The 21,265-nt window shown below is 69.8% G+C and carries 14 protein-coding genes; 7 read left to right on the top strand and 7 right to left on the bottom strand.

What is annotated here, in order from left to right; all coding sequences use genetic code 11:
• Positions 1-14 precede the first annotated feature (14 nt).
• From LO55_RS17515 to LO55_RS17540, 6 genes are all read left to right on the top strand, one after another.
• Positions 15-653 (top strand): pilus assembly FimT family protein, encoded by a 639-nt coding sequence (locus LO55_RS17515; protein ID WP_071362441.1) that lies wholly within the window; start codon positions 15-17, stop codon positions 651-653.
• A complete protein-coding gene (locus LO55_RS17520; protein WP_071362442.1) occupies positions 650-1,090 on the top strand; it encodes a type IV pilus modification PilV family protein in 441 nt (146 codons plus the stop codon). The genes LO55_RS17515 and LO55_RS17520 overlap by 4 nt, the downstream gene beginning before the upstream one ends.
• A complete protein-coding gene (locus tag LO55_RS17525; RefSeq protein WP_071362443.1) occupies positions 1,087-2,262 on the top strand; it encodes a PilW family protein in 1,176 nt (391 codons plus the stop codon). Before LO55_RS17520 ends, LO55_RS17525 begins: the two co-directional genes overlap by 4 nt.
• Entirely contained in the window at positions 2,259-2,855 is a 597-nt protein-coding gene (locus tag LO55_RS17530; protein WP_071362444.1) for a pilus assembly PilX family protein, read from the top strand. Before LO55_RS17525 ends, LO55_RS17530 begins: the two co-directional genes overlap by 4 nt.
• A 26-nt stretch (positions 2,856-2,881) precedes the next feature.
• Positions 2,882-7,546: a pilus assembly protein gene (locus tag LO55_RS17535; protein ID WP_071362445.1), complete on the top strand. Its 4,665-nt coding sequence runs from the start codon at positions 2,882-2,884 to the stop codon at positions 7,544-7,546.
• Between the two features lie 111 nt (positions 7,547-7,657).
• The gene (locus LO55_RS17540; protein WP_005667447.1) at positions 7,658-9,310 is read left to right on the top strand and encodes a peptide chain release factor 3; all 1,653 of its coding nucleotides are present in this window, start codon (positions 7,658-7,660) and stop codon (positions 9,308-9,310) included.
• Positions 9,311-9,323: 13 nt separating this feature from the next.
• Here LO55_RS17540 and LO55_RS17545 read toward each other — a convergent pair whose 3' ends face one another.
• From LO55_RS17545 to LO55_RS17560, 4 genes are read right to left on the bottom strand one after another with little or no spacing between them, the layout of a single operon-like run.
• Positions 9,324-10,331, bottom strand: coding sequence for a DUF3108 domain-containing protein (locus LO55_RS17545; RefSeq protein ID WP_071362446.1), 1,008 nt, complete (start codon positions 10,329-10,331; stop codon positions 9,324-9,326).
• 37 nt (positions 10,332-10,368) lie between these two features.
• Positions 10,369-11,007: a putative outer membrane beta-barrel protein gene (locus LO55_RS17550; protein WP_071362447.1), complete on the bottom strand. Its 639-nt coding sequence runs from the start codon at positions 11,005-11,007 to the stop codon at positions 10,369-10,371.
• A gap of 11 nt (positions 11,008-11,018) precedes the next feature.
• Positions 11,019-11,648 carry an outer membrane beta-barrel protein gene (locus LO55_RS17555; RefSeq protein ID WP_071362448.1) on the bottom strand — a complete coding sequence of 210 codons (630 nt, stop codon included), beginning with the start codon at positions 11,646-11,648 and terminating at the stop codon, positions 11,019-11,021.
• Between the two features lie 55 nt (positions 11,649-11,703).
• Positions 11,704-14,700: a sensor histidine kinase gene (locus LO55_RS17560; RefSeq protein ID WP_071362449.1), complete on the bottom strand. Its 2,997-nt coding sequence runs from the start codon at positions 14,698-14,700 to the stop codon at positions 11,704-11,706.
• Positions 14,701-14,887: 187 nt separating this feature from the next.
• Between LO55_RS17560 and LO55_RS17565 the strand changes: the two genes are divergently transcribed.
• The gene (locus LO55_RS17565) at positions 14,888-16,687 is read left to right on the top strand and encodes a methyl-accepting chemotaxis protein (protein ID WP_229410167.1); all 1,800 of its coding nucleotides are present in this window, start codon (positions 14,888-14,890) and stop codon (positions 16,685-16,687) included.
• A gap of 25 nt (positions 16,688-16,712) precedes the next feature.
• On the opposite strand, the gene gcvP is transcribed toward LO55_RS17565, so the two are convergent.
• From gcvP to gcvT, 3 genes are all read right to left on the bottom strand, one after another.
• Positions 16,713-19,595, bottom strand: a complete 2,883-nt coding sequence (gene gcvP, locus LO55_RS17570; RefSeq protein ID WP_005667457.1) for an aminomethyl-transferring glycine dehydrogenase — start codon at positions 19,593-19,595, stop codon at positions 16,713-16,715.
• 99 nt (positions 19,596-19,694) lie between these two features.
• Positions 19,695-20,075 carry a glycine cleavage system protein GcvH gene (gcvH, locus tag LO55_RS17575; protein ID WP_071362450.1) on the bottom strand — a complete coding sequence of 127 codons (381 nt, stop codon included), beginning with the start codon at positions 20,073-20,075 and terminating at the stop codon, positions 19,695-19,697.
• Between the two features lie 59 nt (positions 20,076-20,134).
• On the bottom strand, positions 20,135-21,253 hold the full coding sequence (gene gcvT / locus LO55_RS17580; RefSeq protein ID WP_071362451.1) for a glycine cleavage system aminomethyltransferase GcvT: 1,119 nt from the start codon (positions 21,251-21,253) through the stop codon (positions 20,135-20,137).
• Positions 21,254-21,265: the final 12 nt, after the last annotated feature.

Consider the following 21,265-nt stretch of genomic DNA (forward strand, 5'->3'; position numbering starts at 1 on the left):
CAGTTCGCCTAGTAATGCTGCCAGCAAGCGCGGCCCGCCAGAACGGCTTCACGGCGCTCGAGGCGCTGGTCGTGGTGGCGATCCTCGGCATCCTGCTGGCGGTCGGCATTCCCGGCATGCGCGGCTGGCTGGGCGGCACCACGGCCACCGGCGCGGCCGAGTTCTACGCCGAAGGTTTTCGCCTGGCGCGCAGCCAGGCGCGGGCCAACAACAGCCGCAGCCGCCTGGTGTTCACCGAGAACGCCGGCAGCGGTCAGCTGGACTGGCAGGTCGACGTCTGCTTCCCGGTCCCGGACGATGGCTGCGGCGCCGACAGCGAGCGCTGGTCGACCGTGGACGAGCCGGCCCCCGGTCCGGAAGACGGCAACGTCGAGACCAGTTCGGTGTTTCGCAGCGCCGCCGCGCTGCCGCGCACCACGGCCTTGAGCGTCGCGCCCGATTCCGAAGCGCGCTCGGTCTATTTCACCGAGCTGGGCTGGGTCGACGGCGGCAAACCGGCGCTGATGCGCTTCGACCTCGGGCCCGGCAGCGCCGACGCCGAGAACGTCTTCACCCCGACCGCCGTGGTGCTGACCCTGGCCGGGGCCGTGGTGACCTGCCGTCCCGACCTGATCGGCGCCGCCGCGGCGGGCGACGCGCGCAGGTGCCCATGATGCGTCGCCGCTTTTCTCCGCTCCGCCAGGCCCAGCGCGGCGTCGCGCTGCTCGAAGCGCTGATCGCCGTCCTGCTGCTGGGGATCGGCCTGATCGGCACCCTGGCCCTGCAGGTCAATTCCCAGGCCGCCCTGTCCGAGGCGGCCATGCGCGCCGAGGCGACCATCGCCGCCAACGAATTGATCGGCGTGATGAGCACCGACCTCGACCACCTGGACGAGTATGCGCTGGCCAGGGACGCGGAGCCGGGCGAGCGCCTCGAGACCTGGCATGCCGCGCTGGCCGGCCACCTGCCCAATGCGGCGGTCGAGATCAGCGTCACGCCGGCGGCGGACACCGAGCGCACCGCCGTCGTGATCGTCATCGGCTGGCGCCGCAGCGACGCGGCGCAGCAGAACACGCACCGCATCGTCACCTACATGGCGAGGTCGGCATGAGTTCCCGGGCGCAGGCGCGGCGCATGGCCGGCTTTTCGCTGGTCGAGCTGATGGTCAGCATCGTGATCGGCCTGCTGGCGGTGCTGTTCGCCACCCGCATGATGACCGATTCCGAAACCACCAAGCGCGGCGCGCTGGGCGGCTCGGATTCGATGCAGAACGGGATGATGGCGATGTTCTCGATCAGCGGCGACGCCGAGCAGGCCGGCTATGGCCTGAACGATCCGATCCTGAACGGCTGCGACACGCTGTTCACGGACAACAGCGGCTACGCGCTGGCTTCGGCCAGCCGCGACGGCGTCGGCGTGACGCCGCTGGCCGCCGCCGTGATCGTGCCGGGGGCCGACGGCAAGCCGGACCAGCTGACCATGTACGCGGGCAGCGCGCCGGGCGGCACCGGCACCACGCGCCTGCTCACCAACTACATCGGCGGCAACCAGCTGGTGGTCGACCGGCCGTTGTACGGCTTCGCGGTCGGCGACGTGATCGTGGTCGCGCCCGAGAACGGCGAAGGCAAGTGCGCGCTGGCCCAGGTCGCGGCGCTGACGGGCCAGGGCGCGGCGCCGGCGATCTCGATCGGCGACGTGCGCTACCGCTACAACGCCGGCGCCCTGGCGCGCAATTTCGACGGCAGCGCGAGCCGCATCTTCAACCTCGGAGGCGAAGCGAACCTGTCGTTCCACACCTGGCTGGTGCGGGACGGGGTGCTGCGCCTGCGCGCCACCAACCTCGGCGCGGATGGCGAGGCCGCGCATGCGGTGGCCGACAACATCGTCTCGCTCAAGGCGCAATACGGCTTCGACAAGCGCGCCGCCGCCGACTTCGATCCGGAACTGGGGATGCAGGTGGGCGAATGGTCGAGCGCGATGATCGACGCCGACGACGATGGCGTGACCGGCGGCCCGGGCGACTACCAGCGCGTCGCCGCGCTGCGCATCGCGGTCGTGGCGCGCGCCAAGACGCCCGAGCGGCCCGGCTCCGACGGCGTGTGCACGGCGCAGCCGCAGGCCATCAAGGTGTTCGGCAGCGCCCAGCCGCAGGGCGTCGACCCGGTGGAGGTCGAACTCGACGTGCGCGTGGCGGACGACCCGGTCGACTGGCGCTGCTACCGCTACCGCACTTTCGAGACCATCGTCCCGCTGCGCAATGCGGGCTGGAGGCCCACTGCATGACCCATCCACCGACAAGCACCCGCAGCCAGGACGGGGTCGCCTTGCCCGTCATGCTGATCATGATGCTGGTGATGCTGGTGACCAGCATCTACCTGCTGCGCTCCAGCAATTCGGCCACCCTGGCGGCCTCGAACCTGGCCTATGACGCCACCCTGAGCCGGGCGGTCGACCTGGGCCTGCACACGGGCTTCCAGTGGCTGAGCGACGCCGCGTCGGCCGACAAGGCCAGCCTCAACCAGGATGACCTCGCGCGCGGCTACCACGCCAGCCTCGATACCACGCTGACGCCGAAGGACAAGGCGTTCTGGGCCGACAGCTTTGCGGTGGAAGACGCCGACGGCAACCGGATCCAGTATGTCATCCACCGCATGTGCCGCAACCCGGGAAGCTTCAGCAGCGAAAACCAGGAGTGCGTGCTGACCTCCGCCAACACGGTCAAGATCGGCAACCGGGTGGCGATCGGCGAGAGCCTGGCGTCGGACGCGCCGGCCTACGCCAGCTCGCCCCAGATTCACTACGTGATCACGGCCCGCATCGACGGCGCGCGCGGCGGCAACGTGATCAACCAGATGGCTGTCCTGATCGGCGCCTGACGCCGGCCGGCACGAATGGAATGCGCATGAATTTTTCTCTCCTTACCACGCTGGCGCTGGCGCTGGCCATGACCCTGGCGTCGACGCCGGCCTGGGCCGGTCCGACCGGCCTGGCCTCGCTGCCCCTGATGAGCATCACCGGCAGCGGCACCGTCAAGCCGAACCTGATGCTGCTGTACGACGATTCCGGCTCGATGGCCTGGAACCATACGCCGGACTACGTCGACGACAACACCACCTGCCGCGCCAGCACGACGCTCGCGGCGCGCAACCCGCGCGGCTGCGTGATCGGCGATCCGCCCTATGCGGCGCCGCTGTTCAACCGCCAGTACTACGACCCGAAGGTGCGCTACCAGCCGCCGGTCCGGGCCGACCAGACCTCGTATCCGAGCCAGACCTCCAGCCAGACCGACGGCTGGAAGTCCGTGACCACCGACGGCTTCGGCATCGACAAGCGGAACATGCGCAATGCGAACGAGGAAACCACCAATCTGCTGACCGGCTACCCGGACCTGCAGTGGTGCAACAGCGACGGCGAGTGCCGCCGCAACATCGGCGGCTACGCCTATCCGAGCCTGACCTACAACAGCGCCGAGGCGGTCGGCGCCAATCCTTATTACTACACGATCAACGTCGCCGAATACTGCACCGACGCCAGCCTGAAGCGATGCGTGAGCACCGCGGTCAATGCCCCGGCGCCGCAGGGGTATCCGGTGCCGGCCCCGGTGCGCTGGTGCAACAGCACGGCGCTGACCGATTGCCAGGCCAAGTACGTCGGCAACTACAAGTACCCGCGCTACGGCGACCCGAACCGCTCGGCCAACTGGTACTCGACCATCACCATCAACGATTCGGGCGCCGCCAGCGCGGTCTCGATCACCGCCGTGCGCGCGGTCGGGGTGTCCGGCACCCAGACCATCACCCGCGACGCGGCCACGGCCTCGGGCGGCACCAACACCGCGGCCAAGCGCACCGCGCTGGCCACCGCGCTGGCGGCCTCGATCGTCAACAAGGCGGTATCGGACCGTCCGTTCACCGCCTGCGTGCCCCAGGCCAGCGCCGTGGTGCGCGCCTGTTCCGACTTCGGCATCACGCTCGAGTCGAGCGACATGCTGGCGGTGATCCCGATCAGCTGCGGCCGCAACGTCACCAACAAGAACAACTGCACGGTGGTGAGGGAGGGCGAGCGCACCGGCGACGAGATCGTGGTCGATTCCGGCACCGCCGCCACCGCGCTGCTGCAAGTGGGCGGACGCGCCGCCAACAGCAGCAACACCAACGGCCGCAGCCGCCTGGTCGGCCTGAAGCTGGGCAATACCACGCTGATCGACTCGCTGCGCTTCGGCCAGAACTACACGGCGGCCCAGGTCGCCTCGCAAATCGCCAGCGAGATCGGCACCCGCGGCACGATCAAGGCCTATGTGGGTCCGAACAACGTGACGCCGCAGTGCGCCGCGGCCACCAGTTCGATGGTGTGCATCGTGGCGCCGCTGAGCATGGCCGGCGCCAACCTGAGCTATACCCGGGTCGACAATCCCGCCAGCCTGAGCTGGGGAGGCGCGCCGGCGACCAGCGACGGCGCGCCGACCTCGGTCTCGGGTTTCGATACCGGCGTGTTCATCCGCACCGACATCGTACCGGCGCGCGACAACTACCCGAAATCGGCGCAGCGCACCGATTGCCAGGGCGCGGCCTGCACCTACGCCGAGGAGATGACCAACTTCGCCAACTGGTACGCCTACTACAAGACGCGCAACCAGATGATGAAGACGTCCGTCGGCCTGGCCTTCCAGCCGCTGGGCGAAGCCTACAAGGTCGGCCTGGTGGGCCTGCAGGATGCGGCCGCGGAAGGAACGATGAGCCGTCCGAAGCCGTTCACCGGCCAGAACCGGATCGACTGGTACGACGCGCTGTACGCGATGAACAGCGCGGGCGGCACCCCGGTGCGCCTGGCGCTGCACGCGATCGGCAAGATGTTCGCCAACCAGGCGCCCTACAGGCAGGAAGCGGGCTCGGAGACGGTGGAGTATGCGTGCCAGCAGAACTTCACGTTCGTGACCACCGACGGCTACTGGAACGGCAACAGCCCCAAGACGCTGGTCAAGGCGGCGACCCGCAATTCGCCCGCCGAATACGAGGAAACCGTCGTCAACAACGACAACACCGTCAACCCGGCGCGCTTCTGCACGCGCGAGAAGGGCTGCCTCGACACCCGCGCGCAAACGCTGCCGTCGCTGGCCGACGTCGCGCTGTACTGGTACAACGGCGGCTCGAGCACCGGCACCGTGTCGCTGCGTCCCGAGATCGACGACATGTCGAAGACCGGCCAGGTGCCGGGCGCCGGCAACAACCACCTGCACATGCGCACCTATGCCCTGGGCCTGGGCGTGGACGGCATCATGACCTATGAGCCTGACTACGACACCAAGCCGGTGGTCGGCGGCGACTTCTACAACCTGATCAACGGCGTACAGACCGGTTGCCCGTGGAACAACAACGGCGCCTACGTCTGGCCCGATCCGAACACCGGCACCACCGACCTGTCGACCGCGCTGCAGTCGCGCGTGGACGACCTGTGGCACGCCGCCATCAACGGCGGCGGCAAATATTTCCCGGCCTCCGATCCGCTGCAGGTGGTCGACAGCCTGAACCGGGTCCTGAACGACATCCAGGTCGCCACCGGCGCGGCCGCCGCGGCCGCCACCTCGACCCCCAACGTGGCGCAGGAAGACCGCGACATCTTCTCGGCCACCTTCACCACCGTGAAGTGGACCGGCAACCTCTCCAAGCGCGTGATCGACATCGTCACGGGCGAGGTCAGCCAGGACGTCGACTGGAAGACGTCCTGGAGCATGGGCCAGAAGGTGGGCGCCGACGCCGACACTCGCAGCATCTGGTGGCGCAACCCGGCCACCGGCGCGCGCGCCGACTTCGCCTACGACCAGTTGGGCGCCGACCAGGCCTGGTTCTCGAACAAGTGCGCGGCGCTGCCGCAATGCGCGCGCCTGTCGGCCGACCAGCGCGCCGTCGTCAACGACGGCCGGACCATCGTCGGCTGGCTGCGCGGCCAGCAACAGCATGCCGACAACGTCCTGCTGCGCGCCTACACCACCACCGGGCCGGAAGACACCGGCCCGAACGGCGCGCAGCTGGAGATCCTGGGCGACGTGGCGTCGTCCAAGCCGGCCTACCTGCGCGAACCGCGCAAGGCCTACGGCAGCGCCGACTATGCGGCCTTCCGCAGCGAGAACGCGAGCCGCGACCCGGTCGTCTTCATCGCCGCCAACGACGGCATGCTGCACGCCTTCGAAGCCGAGAAGGGGACCGAGCTGTGGGCCTACATGCCGCGCATCACGATGAAGAAGCTGTACCGCCAGGCCAGCGTCAACTACGCGTCGAGCCACCAGTTCAGCACCGACGGTTCGCCCGAGCTGGCGGACGTCAAGATCGGCGGCGAATGGCGCACGGTGCTGGTCGCCGGCCTGAACGCCGGCGGGCGCGGCTACTATGCGCTGGACGTCACCGATCCGGCCGATCCCAAGCCCTTGTGGGAAATCTGCGCCGACAGCACGGTGTGCGGCGGCGTGCACCACCAGCCCGACATGGGCTTCACCTTCGGCAATCCCCAGTTCGGCACCATCCGGGTGGGCGGCGCGGAGCGCTGGGTGGTGTTCCTGACCTCGGGCTACAACAATATTCCCGGCGCCGACGACATCCAGTCGGGCAGCGGCAAGGGCTACCTGTTCGTGATCGACGTCGCCACCGGCGAGGCGATCGCCAACCTGGGCGCCGGCGACGTGCTGGACAAGGGCATGCTCACCACCGGCAGCGGCGACGCCACGACGCCGTCCGGCCTGGCGAAGATCACGGCGATCACGGCCAACCCGAACACCGATCCGCTGGTGACCTACGTCTACGGCGGCGACAACCAGGGCCAGATGTGGCGCTTCGACTTCACCGGCGAGCGCGTCCAGCGGCTGCTGATGGCCAATGCCGGCCCCGACCAGCCGATCACCACCCGTCCCGACGTCGCCGTCTGCCAGGTCGGCTCTACCGGCGAGGGGACGGACGCCGCGCCGACCAGGCGCGTGGTGGCCTTCGGCACCGGTCGCATGCTCGACTTGCCGGACATTCAAAACACCAAGGTGCAAAGCGCCTACGTGCTCAAGGACGATGGCGCCGCCTTCGACGCCGCTGCCTGGCGCGACGACGAAACCTATGCCGAACGTACGCTGACCGAGACCCGGCCCTACGATGACGCCGCGCCCGACGTGCCGCGCTCGAACCAGTTCACGATCGGCGGGACGATCGCCGACCTGGGGCGCCAGCGCGGCTGGTTCGTCGACTTCGACAAGAACGCCGGCGAGCGGGTCAACCTGGATCCGAAGATCGTGGCCGGCACCCTGACCGTGGTGTCCAACCTGCCGCAATCCTCGACCGCCTGCGCGGTGGGCGGCATCAGCTACGCCTATTTCGTCGACGTGTGCAGCGGCGCCGCGGTCTCGAACGACATCGCCGGCGTGCTGCTGTCGGGCGACGCGGCGGCGGTGGGCACGACCATCGTGCGCCTGCCGTCGGGCGCGCTCAAGCTGATCACCACCACCGCCAAGGGCAACACCATCACCACCGAGGTGGCGCCGGCCAAGACCCAGGACGCGCGCCGCACCGGCTGGCGCCGGGTGCGCGACTAGGCGATGCACGCGCCGGGGGCGCCGTTTAGTTCACACGGCGCGCCCCGGAAACGGTAAAATCGAGGGTTTTCCGACAAGGGTCGCCCGCGGCCCGACAACAGGGCTCGATCCATGGCCAACGACACCGATATTTCCAGCGACGACCTCGACGTCGCCGCCCCCCGCCAGGCCGGCGCGATCGCGCGCGAAGTCGCGCGCCGCCGCACCTTCGGCATCATTTCCCACCCCGACGCGGGTAAAACCACGCTGACCGAGAAGCTGCTGCTGTTCTCGGGCGCGATCCAGCTGGCCGGCACCGTCAAGGGCCGCAAGAGCGGCCGCCACGCGACCTCGGACTGGATGGACATCGAGAAGCAGCGCGGCATCTCGGTCGCGTCCTCGGTGATGCAGTTCGAGTTCCGCGAGCACGTGATCAACCTGCTCGACACCCCGGGCCACCAGGACTTCTCGGAAGACACCTATCGCGTGCTGACCGCGGTCGACTCGGCGCTGATGGTGATCGACGCCGCCAAGGGCGTCGAGGAACAGACCATCAAGCTGCTCGACGTGTGCCGCATGCGCGACACCCCGATCGTCACCTTCATGAACAAGATGGACCGCGAGACCCGCGATCCGCTGGAGCTGCTCGACGAGGTCGAGTCGGTGCTCAAGATCGAGTGCGCGCCGGTGACCTGGCCGATCGGCATGGGCAAGAACTTCCGCGGCGTGTACCACCTGCTGCGCGACGAGATCATGCTGTTCAAGGCCGGCGAAGAGAAGGCCGACGGCGCCTTCGAGATCGTCAAGGGCATCGACAATCCGAAGCTGGCCGAGATGTTCCCGCTCGAGATCGAGCAACTCAAGATGGAAGTGGAACTGGTGCACGGCGCTTCGCACGTGTTCGACCTCGAGCGCTTCCTGTCGGGCGTGCAGACCCCGGTGTTCTTCGGCTCGGCGATCAACAACTTCGGCGTGCGCGAGATCCTGTCGGCCCTGGTCGACTGGGCCCCGGCGCCGCGCGAACGCGACGCCACCGTGCGCGCGGTCGCGCCGGTCGAACCCAAGTTCTCGGGCTTCGTGTTCAAGATCCAGGCCAATATGGACCCGGCCCACCGCGACCGCATCGCCTTCCTGCGCGTGTGCTCGGGACGCTTCGAGAAGGGCATGAAGGTCAAGCACCTGCGCCTCGGACGCGAAGTGAAGCTGTCGTCGGTCGTGACCTTCATGGCCTCGAGCCGCGAACAGGTCGAAGAAGCCTATGCCGGCGACATCATCGGCCTGCCGAACCACGGCAACATGCAGATCGGCGACAGCTTCTCGGAAGGCGAGATGCTGACCTTCACCGGCATTCCGTATTTTGCCCCGGACCTGTTCCGCACGGTGCGGATTCGCAACCCATTGAAAGTGAAGCAGCTGCACAAGGGCTTGCAGCAGCTGGGCGAAGAGGGCGCGGTGCAGGTGTTCAAGCCGGTGCTGGGCTCGGACCTGATCCTGGGCGCGGTCGGCGTGCTGCAGTTCGAGGTCGTGGCCAGCCGCCTGCTCAACGAGTACGGCGTGGATGCGGTGTTCGAGAGCAGCAGCATCAGCAGCGCGCGCTGGATTTCGAGCGACGACAAGAAATCCCTTGCCGACTTCGAGAACCAGCTCGGCCACCAGGTCGCCTACGACGCCGCCGGCAATATGGCCTTCCTGGCGACGTCGGGCGTGAACCTGCGCCTGACCCAGGAGCGCTGGCCCAAGCTGGTGTTCCACGCGACCCGCGAGCACGCGGCCAAGCTGGCCTGACGCAGCCCCCGCATCAAGGCCCGGCCGCGCTCTCGATCTCCATGTCGATCTCGAGCGCGTCCAGGGTCTGGGTGCGCACCGCGCCGTCGGGCAAGGTCAGGCGCAGCTGCACCGGCAGCCAGGCCTGGCCTGGCGCCAGCCACACTTCCAGCCGCGGCGCCCCCTCGGGCGCCAGCTGCGCCAGGCGCAGCGCTTTCACGGCGCCGATCCCGGTGTCGACCGTCTCCATTTCCATCACCTCGTAGCGCTCCTGGCGCGCCCCGCCAGCGGCGCCGATCCAGAACGCCAGCACGCCGCGCAGCTGGTCCGGATTGGCGCGTCCCATGCCCGCCAGCTGCAGCAGCAGCGAGGCGCGGTCCTGGGCGCCGCCCGCCAGCTGGTCGCGGCGCGCGCCGAGGTGCGAGACGATCACCCCGCGCGCGCGATCGAATTCGGTGCTCGCCCGGCCCAGGCCCGCCGGCTCGCTGGCGCGCAGCGGCGCCAGGCCGCCGTCGTCCAGGCCGCCCTCGCTGTCCAGCGCGCCCAGGACGCCGTCGAGCGCGAGCCGGTAGCTGCTGCCGTCGGTGCGCCATTCGAGGCGCGCCGCGCCCCCGCCGCTGACGCGGTAGTCGAGGCGCGCCGGCGGCGCCGGCGAGACGCGGAACTGGCCCGGCATCGCGCCCGGCAGCACCTCGCCTTGCCCGGCCGCCTGGAGCGGGGCGAGCGCCGGCAGCGGGGGCGATATGGCTTCCGGCCCGGCTTCCGGCGCGGCAGCGGGTGCCGGCGCGGGCTGCGGGGCGGATTCAGGGGCGGATTCGGGGGCGGGCCTGGAGGCGGGCGGCGGGCCGGGCGCCGGCCGGGGCGTTGCGCGCTCGGTCCCGGCGCGCGCGATGCGCAGCGTCAGCGGCGCAGGCTCGCGCACGCCCGGCGCGCGCTGGGCGGGGAATTCGAGCCAGGCAAGGGCGGCCAGGTGCAGCAACAGCGATGCCAGGCCGACGCCGAGCAGACGCCGGTGGCGCGCCAGGAAAGCGGGAAATCTCATGGGCGCTAGTGTAGCGCGCCCGTCCGCGAACGGGAGATCAGAAGCCGACGTTCAGGTTGGCCCTGACCCTGCTGCTGGAATTGCTCGCATTCTCGAAACGTTCGGCCGCGTGGCCGTGATTCTCGAAGGAACCGTCGAGCGTGACCCGTTCGCTCACCTTGTATTGCGCGCCGACGCCGGTGTACAGGCCGGTATCGATGCCCCTGCGTACGCCGCGGCGGTTCTGGCTGTGCGCCACGCCCAGCTTGCCGTAGGCCGACAGGCGTTCGCCGAGCGGTTGCGTGACCTTGACGGCCGCGTGCAGGTTGAAGCCGCGCAGGCCGATCGCGCCGGTCGTGTCTTCGGGATCGCGCTCGTTCAGCGGGCGAAAACCCTGGTCGAGCAGGTTGACGTAGCCGGCCTCGAAAGCCAGCCCCGGCGTCGTCGCGACGCCCATCAGCAGCCTGGGGTCGGTCTTGAACAGGCCGGCAAACAGGCGGTCGTTGGGGTTGACGTTCAGGTTCCCGCCATAGACCCGGGGGAAGGTCTGGAAACGGGGATCGCGCGGGGCCGAGAACACGCTGCGCGGACGGGTGTCGGCCAGCGCCACCGGCGCGGAGGCCTGTTCCACCAGTTGCGCCTGCGCCGGAGCGCCGGCGGCGACGGCCGCCGCCAGGATCAAGGCCGGTTGTTTCATGTCGCGTCCTTTCAGAAGCCCATCTTGAGGTTGCCCTTGACGCCGTCGCGCACGCGGTCGAATTTCTTCGCCGCGTCGCCGTGGCGCACGAAGTCGCCGCTCACCGTGGTGCGTTTGTCGACCTTGTAGCTGGCGCCGGCGCCGGTGTACAGGCCGGTATCGGACCCGGCCACGCCTTGTTCCTTCTTTTTTTCGGTATAGGCGATGCCGGCCTTGCCGTAGGCCGACAGCCGGTCGCCGGCCGGCAGCGAATATTTGGCGGCCAGGTGGTTGCTGGAACCTTTTTCGCCCAGCGGGATCGAGGCGTCGGCGGGCTTGCCCGGCTCGACCTTGTGCAAGTCTTTGTCCGGCAGATTGAGGTAACCGCCCTCGATGGCGACGTTGGGGGCCACCTCGACGCCGCCGATCAGGCGCGGATCGCGCCGCATGCCGGTGAACACGTGGTCGTTCGGCTGGGCCGCCACGTTGCCGCCATACACGCGCGGATAGGGCTGGTGGCTGCCGGCGAACGGGTCGGGCCTGGCGGCTGCGTTCCGCTCGAGCTGCGCCGGCTGGCGCGAGGACGGGTCGGGCAGCAGCTGGGCCTGGGCGGCGCAGGCCGCCAGCCATCCGAGCGTCAATACGAAGGCGCGTGCTTTCATTGGAGCTCCTCGAGCGGGGGATTTGGCAAGCATAGCGCGTTTAAGGGCGCTGTGCTCATGCGCGGCGCATGCCTTGGTAAGCGGTTGTTACCGGTATGCATACATTGACGATCGTGCCGGCCGGCGTGCTGTCGATGTCCAGGACGCCGCCGGCCAAGCGCGCCCGCTCGCGCATGCCGGGCAGGCCCCAGTGGCCTTCGCGCGCGCCGCTGGTCAGGATGTCGGCGGCGATGCCGTGGCCGTCGTCGCTGACCGCCAGGCGCAGGCGGTCGGCGCCGTAGTCGAGCGCCAGCGCGACCCGGGTCGCCCGCGCATGGTGGAAGGCGTTGGACAGCGCTTCGCGCCCGATGGTGAACAGCTCGTCCTCGATCTCCGGGTCGAGGGCGCGCGCGGCGCCCGTGACTTGCTGGGTAAAGGCCACGCCGGACGCCGCCGCCATGTCGCGCCCGGCGTCGGCCAGCGCCTGCAGCAGGCAGCCGTGGCGCACGCCCGGCACGCGCAGCTGGCGCACCCGCTGGCGGCCTTCCTCGATCACGTCCTCGGCGCGCGCCAGCACCTCCCCGACTTCGGCCCGCATCCCGCTATCCGCCGGCAGCCTGCCCATCAGCACGTGCATGCGCAGCACCAGCGCCTGCACGCTCTGCAGGAAGGTATCGTGGAGGGCACGCGCGATGCGCTCGCGTTCGCGGGTACGCACCAGCATCTTCTCGCGCAGGCCCGCCGCCACGCGCGCCAGGCGCCAGCGGTGCAGCAGCCAGGCTGCGGCCAGCAGGCCCAGCGCGCACGCCAGCCGGAACCACAGGGTCTGGGTCCAGGCGGCCTCGATGCGCAGCGCCGCCCGCGCCGGCTGCGGGCTCCAGACGCCATCCTCGTTGGCGGCGCCGACCTCGAACAGGTAGTCGCCCGGCGCGAGGTTGGTGTACACCGCCTGGCGCGGCCCGCTCGCCTCGCGCCAGTGCGCATCCTGGCCGACGAGGCGGTAACGGAAGCGCACGCGTTCCGGCATCGACAGCGCGGTGGCGGTGAAGTCGATCTCGAGCCGGGTGGTGCGCGCCGGCAGCACCAGGCCGGGCGCGGGCGCATGGCTGCCCCCGTCGGTGCGGATGGCGGTCACCATGACCGTCGGCGGGCGCGGATTGCGCACGATCCTGGCGGGATCGACGTGGCCCACGATGCTGGACGTGGCGAACCACAGGCGGCCGTCGCCGGCCTGGACCAGTGAGGGCAAGGGCTGCATCTGGGCCGGCATGCCGCGGTGGCCGTCCAGGTGGTCGAAGCGCTCGGCCGCCACGCCGGCGCCCGGCGCTTCCAGCGCCCGCGCCAGGTCGGCGGCCGTGACGCGCGCCAGGCCGCCGGTGTCGTGCAGCCACAGCTCGCCGTCGGCGCGCTCGACGATGCCGGAGACGCCGCGGAATCCCCGGCCGCCGCGCTCGTCGAGCGCCACGAAGCGCTCGCCGTCGAACCAGGCCAGGCCGCGGTCGCCGCCGATCCAGACCCCGGCGCGGCCGGGCACGATGGCCAGCGTGTTGCCGATCGCCAGACCCTGGCGCGGACCGTAGTGGCGCAGCGTGTCCCCATCGAGGATGGCGATATGGTTATCGGTGTAGCCGAACCAGGTCCGGCCCTGGCGGTCGGTCGCCAGGGTGACCGCGGTCGGACCGGCCAGCGCCGCGCGCCCGCCACCCTTGCTCCAGGCGCCGTCGCGAAAGGCATGCACGCCGTGGCCGATCACCGACACCCACAGCGCGCCGTCGGCGCCGGTCGTCATCGCCTGCACGCTGCGTCCCGCCAGCGCGGGCGGCAGCGGCCAGCGCCGGGTGGCCCCGTCGCGCACCCGCCACAGGCTGGCGTTGTTGCCGAACCACAGGGTGCCGTCGGGCGCGCGGTGGCTGGCGCTGACGTCCGTGATCGCCGTGGTGCGGCGGCGGCCGTCCGGCGCGAGCACGAAGCTGGCGAAATCGAAGGCGCCGGTGCGGTCGGTGTTGCCGATCCAGACCGCGCCGCTGTCGCCCGGCGTGACGCTCAGCGCGGGAACGAAGCCCGGCGGCAGCGCGACGGTCGACAGGCGGGCCTGGCGCACCCGGTCGACGCCGTTCGCCGTGGTGAACCAGAGATTGCCTTCGCGGTCGTGGAGGGTGGCGTTGACGATGCCGTCGGTGAAGCCGGCGGCCGTCGAGAACAGGCGCACCACCTTGCCTTGGCCATCGAGCAGTTGCACCGCATCGCCGGTGGAGACCCACAAGCCGCCGCGCGCGTCGCCTTCGTAGCCGAGCAGCGGGGCGCCGCCGTTGTGCAGCGCCAGCGGCGCCGCCCTGCCGCTGGCCGGGTCGAACAGCCGCAGGCCGCGCGCCCGGGGCTTGATCACGACCTTGCCGTCGGGACGTGGGTAGCCGTTTCCCAGCAGCGGCTGGTCGAGCACCTTGACGAAGCGGCGCCCGCCGGCGTCCGAAGCGGGCGCGCCGCGGTAGATCCCGTCGGCGCAGTAGACCAGCAGGCTGCCGTCGGCCAGCACGCTGAAGCCGTGGGGCCGGCCGTTCGGCAGCCCGGCGGACGGTCCCACGTCAACCCAGCGCTTGCCCTCGAGCCGGTGCATGCCGGTGCCGCTCGAGGCCCACATGACGCCGTCGGGCGTGCGCCCGAAGCGAAGCACCGTGGTGGGCGGGGAATCCGCGCCGACGTAGTGATGGACGGCGCCGCGTTCGAAGCGGCTGACGTCGCCAAACTGGTAGCTGACCCAGATGGCGTCGCCATCGGCGGCCACGGCCATCGTCAGCGGCGAGCGCAGCTTGTGGCCGAAGACCTCGTCGTTACGCACGAAGCGCACGCCGTCGAAGCTGTACAGGCCGTCGTTGGCGGCGAACCACAGCATGCCGGCGGCATCCTGGGTCATCGAATACACCGCGGACGGGGCGCCGTCCTCGCGCGTCCATGAGGTGTGCTGCAGGTCGCCGGTCCAGGGCGGCAGCGGGGCGGCGCCGGCCCGGCCGCACAGGGCGAGCGCCAGTATGGCGAGCAGGAGGCAATGCGAAAGGCGTGCACATGGCAGGCGCATGGGGAGTTTTCCGTGTGGCTCATTATTCTTGGGTAGAAGGATTCTTGCCCGAAATTCCCCTGCGCGGCAAGTCGCCGCCGCCGCCGCGGACGGACATGGGTCTTGCGCCGTGACAAGTGCGATGTCCGTCTCCGGCGTACATTGTTGTATGCGCTGAGGAAATAATGCACCAAGACGAGAGGACGTCATGACCACGCCGCCCGCCGACCGCGTTCCCGGGTTCTCCATGCTGTCCCGCCTGCTGTCCCGGTTGAAAATCGGTCCCAAGCTGCTGCTCGCTCCGGGCGCCGTGCTGGCCCTGCTGCTCGTGCTGTCCTGGGTCGCCTATTACGCGATGGTGCGCCAGAACGACTCGCTCGAATCGATCGTGGGCCAGCGCGCGGCCAGCATGCGCGCCGCCAGCAGCCTGGCGGCGCAGACGCAGAAGGCGCATGCCGACATCTACCGCCTGCTGAGCTGGATGGGCGGCAGCTTCCCGCTGGCGCGCACCGAGCCGCTGCGCCAGGACATCCTGGCCCAGCACCGGCGCATCGCGGCCGGCCTGGCTGCCCTGGGCAAGGCGACCCTGACCGAGGCCGAAGACCGCCACGTGCAGCAGGCCGCAGCGGCGCAGCTGCGCTACGCCGAGGCGGTGCGCGAGGTGATCGAGCTGGCGCCGCTGGACGGCTCGATCAGCGCGAATGCCATGCAGAAGGCCGAAAGCGCCTTCGCGCTGGTGGCGCAGCGCCTGGCCGACCTGGGCGCGCTCGAAGAAGCGCTGGCGCGCGAAGCCTCCGCCAGCGCGGAGGCCGACTTTCGCATGATCTCGGTGCTGATGCCGGCAGTGGTGCTGCTGGCAATCGGGCTGTCGCTGGCGATCACCTTCGCCGTGCGCCGCATCCTGCTGGACGAGATCCGCGGCATCGGGCTGGCCGCCAGCGGCCTGGCCAGCGGCGACCTGACGGCGCGCCCGCATCTCGACCACGACTATGGCGGCGACGAGATCGCCGACACGTCGCGCCAGCTGGACGCCAGCATCCGCAACCTGAACGGCACCCTGCGTTCGATCCTGGACTCGGCGCGCCTGATCGGCGCCGCCTCGCGCGACATCAAGCTCGGCAGCCTGAGCCTGGGCAGCCGCGCCGTGTTCCGCGCCAGCGCGCTGGCCCATACCGAAGGTGCGCTGCGCGAGCTGGCGGCCGACGTCAAGCTGGGCGCCGACCAGGCGCGCATCGCCCACCGGCTGGCCGCCGGCGCCGGCGAGGTGGCGCACGAAGGCAGCGACCTGGTCGAACGGCTGGTGGCGACGCTCGAGGGCAGCCGCCGCGGCGCGCAGCGGGTGGTCGAGATCGTCGACGGGCTCGACCTGGCGGCGAGCGAGACCGGCACGCTGGCGCTGAACGCGGCGCTGGACGCGGCGCGCACGCACCCGGACGCCGACATGGACGCCGGCGCGCAGTCGCCGGCGATGGCCGCGGTGGCCGGCGAGGTGCGGGCGCTGGCGCGCCGGGTGGCCGCCGCCAGCCGCGAGATCCGGACCGTGGCGGCGCAGTCGCTGGCCGAGATCGACGGCGGCGCGGCCTGGGCCCTGCACGCCGGCAGCAGCATGGAGCGGATCGCCGGCACAGTGCGCGAGGTGGAAGACCTGGCCGGGCGCATCGGTGCGGCTGGCGAAGGCCAGGCCACGCAACTGGCCGACGTGGGCCAGGCGATCGTGCAGATGGACCAGGTGACGCGCCAGAACTGCACGCTGGTGGAAGAAGCGGCGAGCGCGGCGCGCACCCTGCAGATGCAGGCGCTGGCGCTGTCGCGCACAGTGGCGGGGTTCAGGCTGGAAGAAGAGGGGGCGCGGGAGACGGCCCCGCAGGCGCAGGACGCCGGCCGCAAGGACGACGGCGGCGCTTCCTGGTCGAAGCCCTTCGATCCGGCGCGCGAACGCCGGGGAGGCACCAGGGAACGCCGCCGTCACCAGGCGTCGCACCTGCGGCTCGCCTCGAGCCGCAAGTGACGATCCCGGTCAGTGCGTCAACCGATCACTCGTAATCGCTGATCGGCGCGCAGCCGCAGAACAGGTTGCGGTCGCCGTACACATTGTCGGCGCGGCCGACCGGCGGCCAGTACTTCTTCTTGCGCAGGCCGGCGACCGGGAAGGCCGCCACTTCACGGGTGTAGCCGTGCTGCCAATCGTCGGAAGTCACGACTTCGGCGGTGTGCGGCGCGCCCTTGAGCGGGTTGTCCATGCGGTCGTACTCGCCGCGCTCGACCTTGACGATCTCGGCGTGGATGGTGATCATCGCCTCGATGAAGCGGTCGATCTCGGCCTTCGATTCCGACTCGGTCGGCTCGATCATCAGGGTGCCCGGCACCGGGAAGCTCATGGTCGGGGCGTGGAAGCCGAAGTCCATCAGGCGCTTGGCCACGTCTTCGTTGCTGATGCCGGTCTTGTCCTGCAGTGGACGCAGGTCGATGATGCACTCGTGCGCGACCAGGCCGTCGTGGCCGGCGTACAGCACCGGATAGTGCGGGGCCAGGCGGCGCGCGATGTAGTTGGCGTTCAGGATCGCCACTTCGGTGGCCGAAGTGAGGCCTGCGGCGCCCATCATCGCGATGTACATCCACGAGATCGGCAGGATCGAGGCCGAGCCGAAGGCGGCGGCGCTGACCGCGCCGATGCCGTTTTCGTCCCGCACATAGCCGGTCGACAGCTGGTTCGGCAGGAATTTCGCCAGGTGGGCGCCGACGCCGATCGGGCCGACGCCGGGGCCGCCGCCGCCGTGCGGGATGCAGAAGGTCTTGTGCAGGTTCAGGTGGCTGACGTCGCCGCCGAAGGCGCCCGGCGCGGCCAGGCCGACCAGCGCGTTCATGTTGGCGCCGTCGACGTAGACCTGGCCGCCGTGCGCGTGCACGATCTCGCACAGTTCCTTGATGCCTTCCTCGAACACGCCGTGGGTCGACGGGTAGGTGACCATCACGCAGGCCAGATCCTTGCTATATTGCTCGGCCTTGGCCTTCAGGTCGCTGAGATCGACGTTGCCGTTGTCGTCGCAGGCGGTGACCACGACCTTCATGCCGACCATGCTGGCCGAGGCCGGGTTGGTGCCGTGGGCCGACGACGGAATCAGGCACACGTTGCGGTGGCCTTCGCCGCGCGATTCATGGTATTTCTGGATCACCAGGAGGCCCGCGTACTCGCCCTGCGAGCCGGCGTTCGGCTGCAGCGAGATGGCGGCGTAGCCGGTGGCGGCGCACAGCATGGCTTCCAGCTGGGCGATCATCTCGCGGTAGCCGATGGTCTGCTCGTTCGGCGCCAGCGGGTGGACGTTCGAGAATTCGGGCCAGGTGACCGGCACCATCTCGGCGGTGGCGTTGAGCTTCATGGTGCACGAGCCGAGCGGGATCATGGTGCGGTCCAGCGCCAGGTCCTTGTCGGCCAGCGCGCGCAGGTAGCGCAGCATCTCGTGCTCGGCGTGGTAGCGGTTGAAGGTCGGGTGGGTCAGGTAGGCGCTGGTGCGGGCGAGGGCGGCCGGGAAGGCATCGGCGACGCCGGCGTCCAGCTGGTCCAGGTCAACCGTCTTGCCATTGCCGAACACCGCGAACAGGTTGGCCAGGTCGTCGCGGGTGACCGTTTCGTCGAGCGAGACGCCGACGCTGGTGGCGTCGATCTGGCGCAGGTTCAGGCCGCGCGCGGTGGCCTGCTGGTGGATCGCGCCGGCGTCCTGCACGCGCACGGTCAGGGTGTCGAAGAAGGTCTTGTTGGCCAGCTCGAAGCCCAGCTGCTGCAGGCCGGCGGCCAGGATGGTGGTCTGGCGGTGCACGCGGCGCGCGATGCGGGCCAGGCCTTGCGGGCCGTGGTAGACCGCGTACATGCCGGCCATCACGGCCAGCAGCACCTGCGCGGTGCAGATGTTCGAGGTCGCCTTTTCGCGGCGGATGTGCTGTTCGCGGGTCTGCAGCGCCAGGCGGTAGGCCGGGTTGCCCTGGGCGTCGACGGTGACTCCGACCAGGCGGCCCGACATGCTGCGCTTGAATTCGTCGCGGGTGGCGAGGTAGCCGGCGTGCGGGCCGCCGAAACCGAGCGGCACGCCGAAGCGCTGGCTGTTGCCGACCACGACGTCCGCGCCCCATTCGCCCGGCGGGGTCAGGACCGTGAGCGCCAGCAGGTCGGCGGCCACGATCACCATCGCGCCCGCGGCATGCAGGTGTTCACAAGCAGCGCGGTAATCGCGCACTTCGCCGTCGACGCCCGGGTATTGCAGCAGCACGCCGAAGCAGGTTTCTTCGAGTTTTTCGATGTCGGCCGGGGCGATGGTGCGCACTTCGACGCCGATCGGTTCGGCGCGGGTCTGGATGATCTCGCGGGTCTGCGGCAGCACGTCGTCGGCCACGTAGAACACCTTCGAGGCCGACTTGCCGACGCGCTGGATCAGGGTCATGGCTTCGGCGGCGGCGGTGCCCTCGTCCAGCATCGACGAGTTGGCGATGCCCATGCCGGTCAGGTCGGTGATCGCCTGCTGGAAGTTCAGGATGGCTTCCAGGCGGCCCTGCGAGATCTCGGGCTGGTAAGGGGTATAGGCGGTGTACCAGGCCGGGTTTTCGAAGATGTTGCGCAGGATGACCTTCGGCGTGTGGGTGCCGTAGTAGCCCTGGCCGATCAGCGACTTCAGCACCTTGTTCTTCGACGCCAGGCCCTTGAGCAGCGCCAGCGCTTCTTCTTCGGTGCGCGGTTCGGCGAACTGGCCCAGGTCCAGCTTGTCCTTGCGGCGGATGTTGGCCGGGACCACGGCGTCGATCAGGGCGGCGCGGGTGGCGTAGCCGAGGGTCGACAGCATGGCTGCCTGTTCGGATTCGGACGGGCCGATGTGGCGCGGGATGAACGAATCGCGTGCTTCAAGTTGGGTGAGGCTGGAGCGGGTCATGATAAGAAAAGAGTCCGGAAGGGTCTGGCGCCGATGCTGGCTGGATCAAGAAGGGGATGCGCAGGGCGGTGCGCCCGGGGACGGGCGCACCTTGGACCGTCAGTGGTCGGTGGTCTTGCCGTAGGCGTCGGCGTCGAGCAGCTTGTCGTAGGCGCCAGCGTCGCTGGGAGCCAGCTTGAACAGCCAGGCGCCGTAGGCATCCTGGTTGATCGAGTCGGGCGCGTCGGCGACCGGCTGGTTGACGGCGGTGACGGCGCCCGAGACCGGCGCGTAGATGTCGCTGGCGGCCTTGACCGATTCCACCACGGCGGCGTCGTCCCCCGCGGTGAATGCCTTGCCGACCTGCGGCAGTTCGACGAACACGATGTCGCCCAGCGCGTCCTGCGCGTATTCGGTGATGCCCACGGTCAGGCTGCCGTCTTCTTCGCGGCGCACCCATTCATGGGATTCGGTGTATTTCAGGTCGGTAGGGATGTTCATGGAAACTCCTGAGGATGGTGGGGTTATTAGTATAGGTGTTTGTTATCCGGTGCGGCGATTCAGGCGGCCAGCACTTTGCCGTTGCGCACGAACGGCAGCTTGACCACGCTGGCGGCCAGGTGCTTGTCGCGGATCGCGACCTGCACGGTGTCGCCGACCGCGACGTCCATCGGCACGCGCGCCAGGGCGATCGCCTGCTGCATGCTGGGGCTGAAGGTGCCGCTGGTGATCTCGCCGACATTGCCGGACGCGGCGATCACGCGCTGATGGGCGCGCAGGATGCCGCCTTTCTCGCGCAGGATCAGGCCGACGAACTGCGCCTGCTGGCCCTTGGCCTGCAGCGCGGCCTTGCCGATGAAGTCGCGTTCGGAGACCAGGTCGATGGTCCAGGCCAGGCCGGCGTCGAGCGGGTTGGTGGTTTCGTCCATGTCCTGGCCGTACAGGTTCATGCCGGCTTCCAGGCGCAGGGTGTCGCGCGCGCCGAGGCCGGCCGGCTTGACGCCGGCGGCGAGCAGGGCATTCCACAGCGCTTCGGCCTGGCTTGCCGGCACGCCGATCTCGAAGCCGTCTTCGCCGGTGTAGCCGGTGCGGGCGACCATGGCTTCGCCGAAGGCGGTGTCGCCGACGATGGCGGCGTTGAACGGCTTGAGGTTTTCGGTGGCGGCCTGGGTGGTCGGCAGCACCTGCCACACCTTGGCGCGGGCGTTCGGGCCCTGGACGGCGACGAGGGCGATCGGGTCGTTGCCGTCGCGGCGCTGGGTGATGCTCACGCCGCTGCTGGTGGCGGCATTCTGCCCGTTCATCCAGGCCACGTCCTTGTCGGCGGTGCCGGCGTTGACGACGATGCGGAACCAGTCCTCGGACAGAAAATAGACGATCAGGTCGTCGATGACGCCGCCTTCCGGATTGAGCATGCACGAGTACAGGGCCTTGCCCGGCGTTTGCAGCTTGTCGACGTTATTGGCCAGCAGGCCGCGCAGGAAGGCGCGGGCGTTGGCGCCCTTGACGTCCACGACGCACATATGGGACACGTCGAACATGCCGGCGTCGCTGCGTACCGCGTTGTGCTCTTCGATCTGGGAGCCGTAGTTGACCGGCATGTCCCAGCCGCCGAAATCGACCATCTTGGCGCCAAGGGCACGGTGAGCGGAATTGAGCGGGGTCGCTTTGAGCGTCATGGAATCCTCGGG

It is taken from the genome of Massilia timonae (genome assembly GCF_001866515.1).
Classification (GTDB): Bacteria; Pseudomonadota; Gammaproteobacteria; order Burkholderiales; family Burkholderiaceae_D; genus Telluria; species Telluria timonae.

Bases quoted from the DNA above. Each gene is read 5' to 3' on its own strand.
- LO55_RS17515 (WP_071362441.1), top strand. From the start codon at position 15: ATGCTGCCAGCAAGCGCGGCCCGCCAGAACGGCTTCACGGCGCTCGAG.
- LO55_RS17545 (WP_071362446.1), bottom strand. From the start codon at position 10,331: ATGAGATTTCCCGCTTTCCTGGCGCGCCACCGGCGTCTGCTCGGCGTC.
- LO55_RS17525 (WP_071362443.1), top strand. From the start codon at position 1,087: ATGAGTTCCCGGGCGCAGGCGCGGCGCATGGCCGGCTTTTCGCTGGTC.
- LO55_RS17555 (WP_071362448.1), bottom strand. From the start codon at position 11,648: ATGAAAGCACGCGCCTTCGTATTGACGCTCGGATGGCTGGCGGCCTGC.
- LO55_RS17560 (WP_071362449.1), bottom strand. From the start codon at position 14,700: ATGCGCCTGCCATGTGCACGCCTTTCGCATTGCCTCCTGCTCGCCATA.
- gcvP (WP_005667457.1), bottom strand. From the start codon at position 19,595: ATGACCCGCTCCAGCCTCACCCAACTTGAAGCACGCGATTCGTTCATC.
- LO55_RS17540 (WP_005667447.1), top strand. From the start codon at position 7,658: ATGGCCAACGACACCGATATTTCCAGCGACGACCTCGACGTCGCCGCC.
- LO55_RS17530 (WP_071362444.1), top strand. From the start codon at position 2,259: ATGACCCATCCACCGACAAGCACCCGCAGCCAGGACGGGGTCGCCTTG.
- LO55_RS17550 (WP_071362447.1), bottom strand. From the start codon at position 11,007: ATGAAACAACCGGCCTTGATCCTGGCGGCGGCCGTCGCCGCCGGCGCT.
- LO55_RS17535 (WP_071362445.1), top strand. From the start codon at position 2,882: ATGAATTTTTCTCTCCTTACCACGCTGGCGCTGGCGCTGGCCATGACC.
- gcvT (WP_071362451.1), bottom strand. From the start codon at position 21,253: ATGACGCTCAAAGCGACCCCGCTCAATTCCGCTCACCGTGCCCTTGGC.
- LO55_RS17520 (WP_071362442.1), top strand. From the start codon at position 650: ATGATGCGTCGCCGCTTTTCTCCGCTCCGCCAGGCCCAGCGCGGCGTC.
- gcvH (WP_071362450.1), bottom strand. From the start codon at position 20,075: ATGAACATCCCTACCGACCTGAAATACACCGAATCCCATGAATGGGTG.
- LO55_RS17565 (WP_229410167.1), top strand. From the start codon at position 14,888: ATGACCACGCCGCCCGCCGACCGCGTTCCCGGGTTCTCCATGCTGTCC.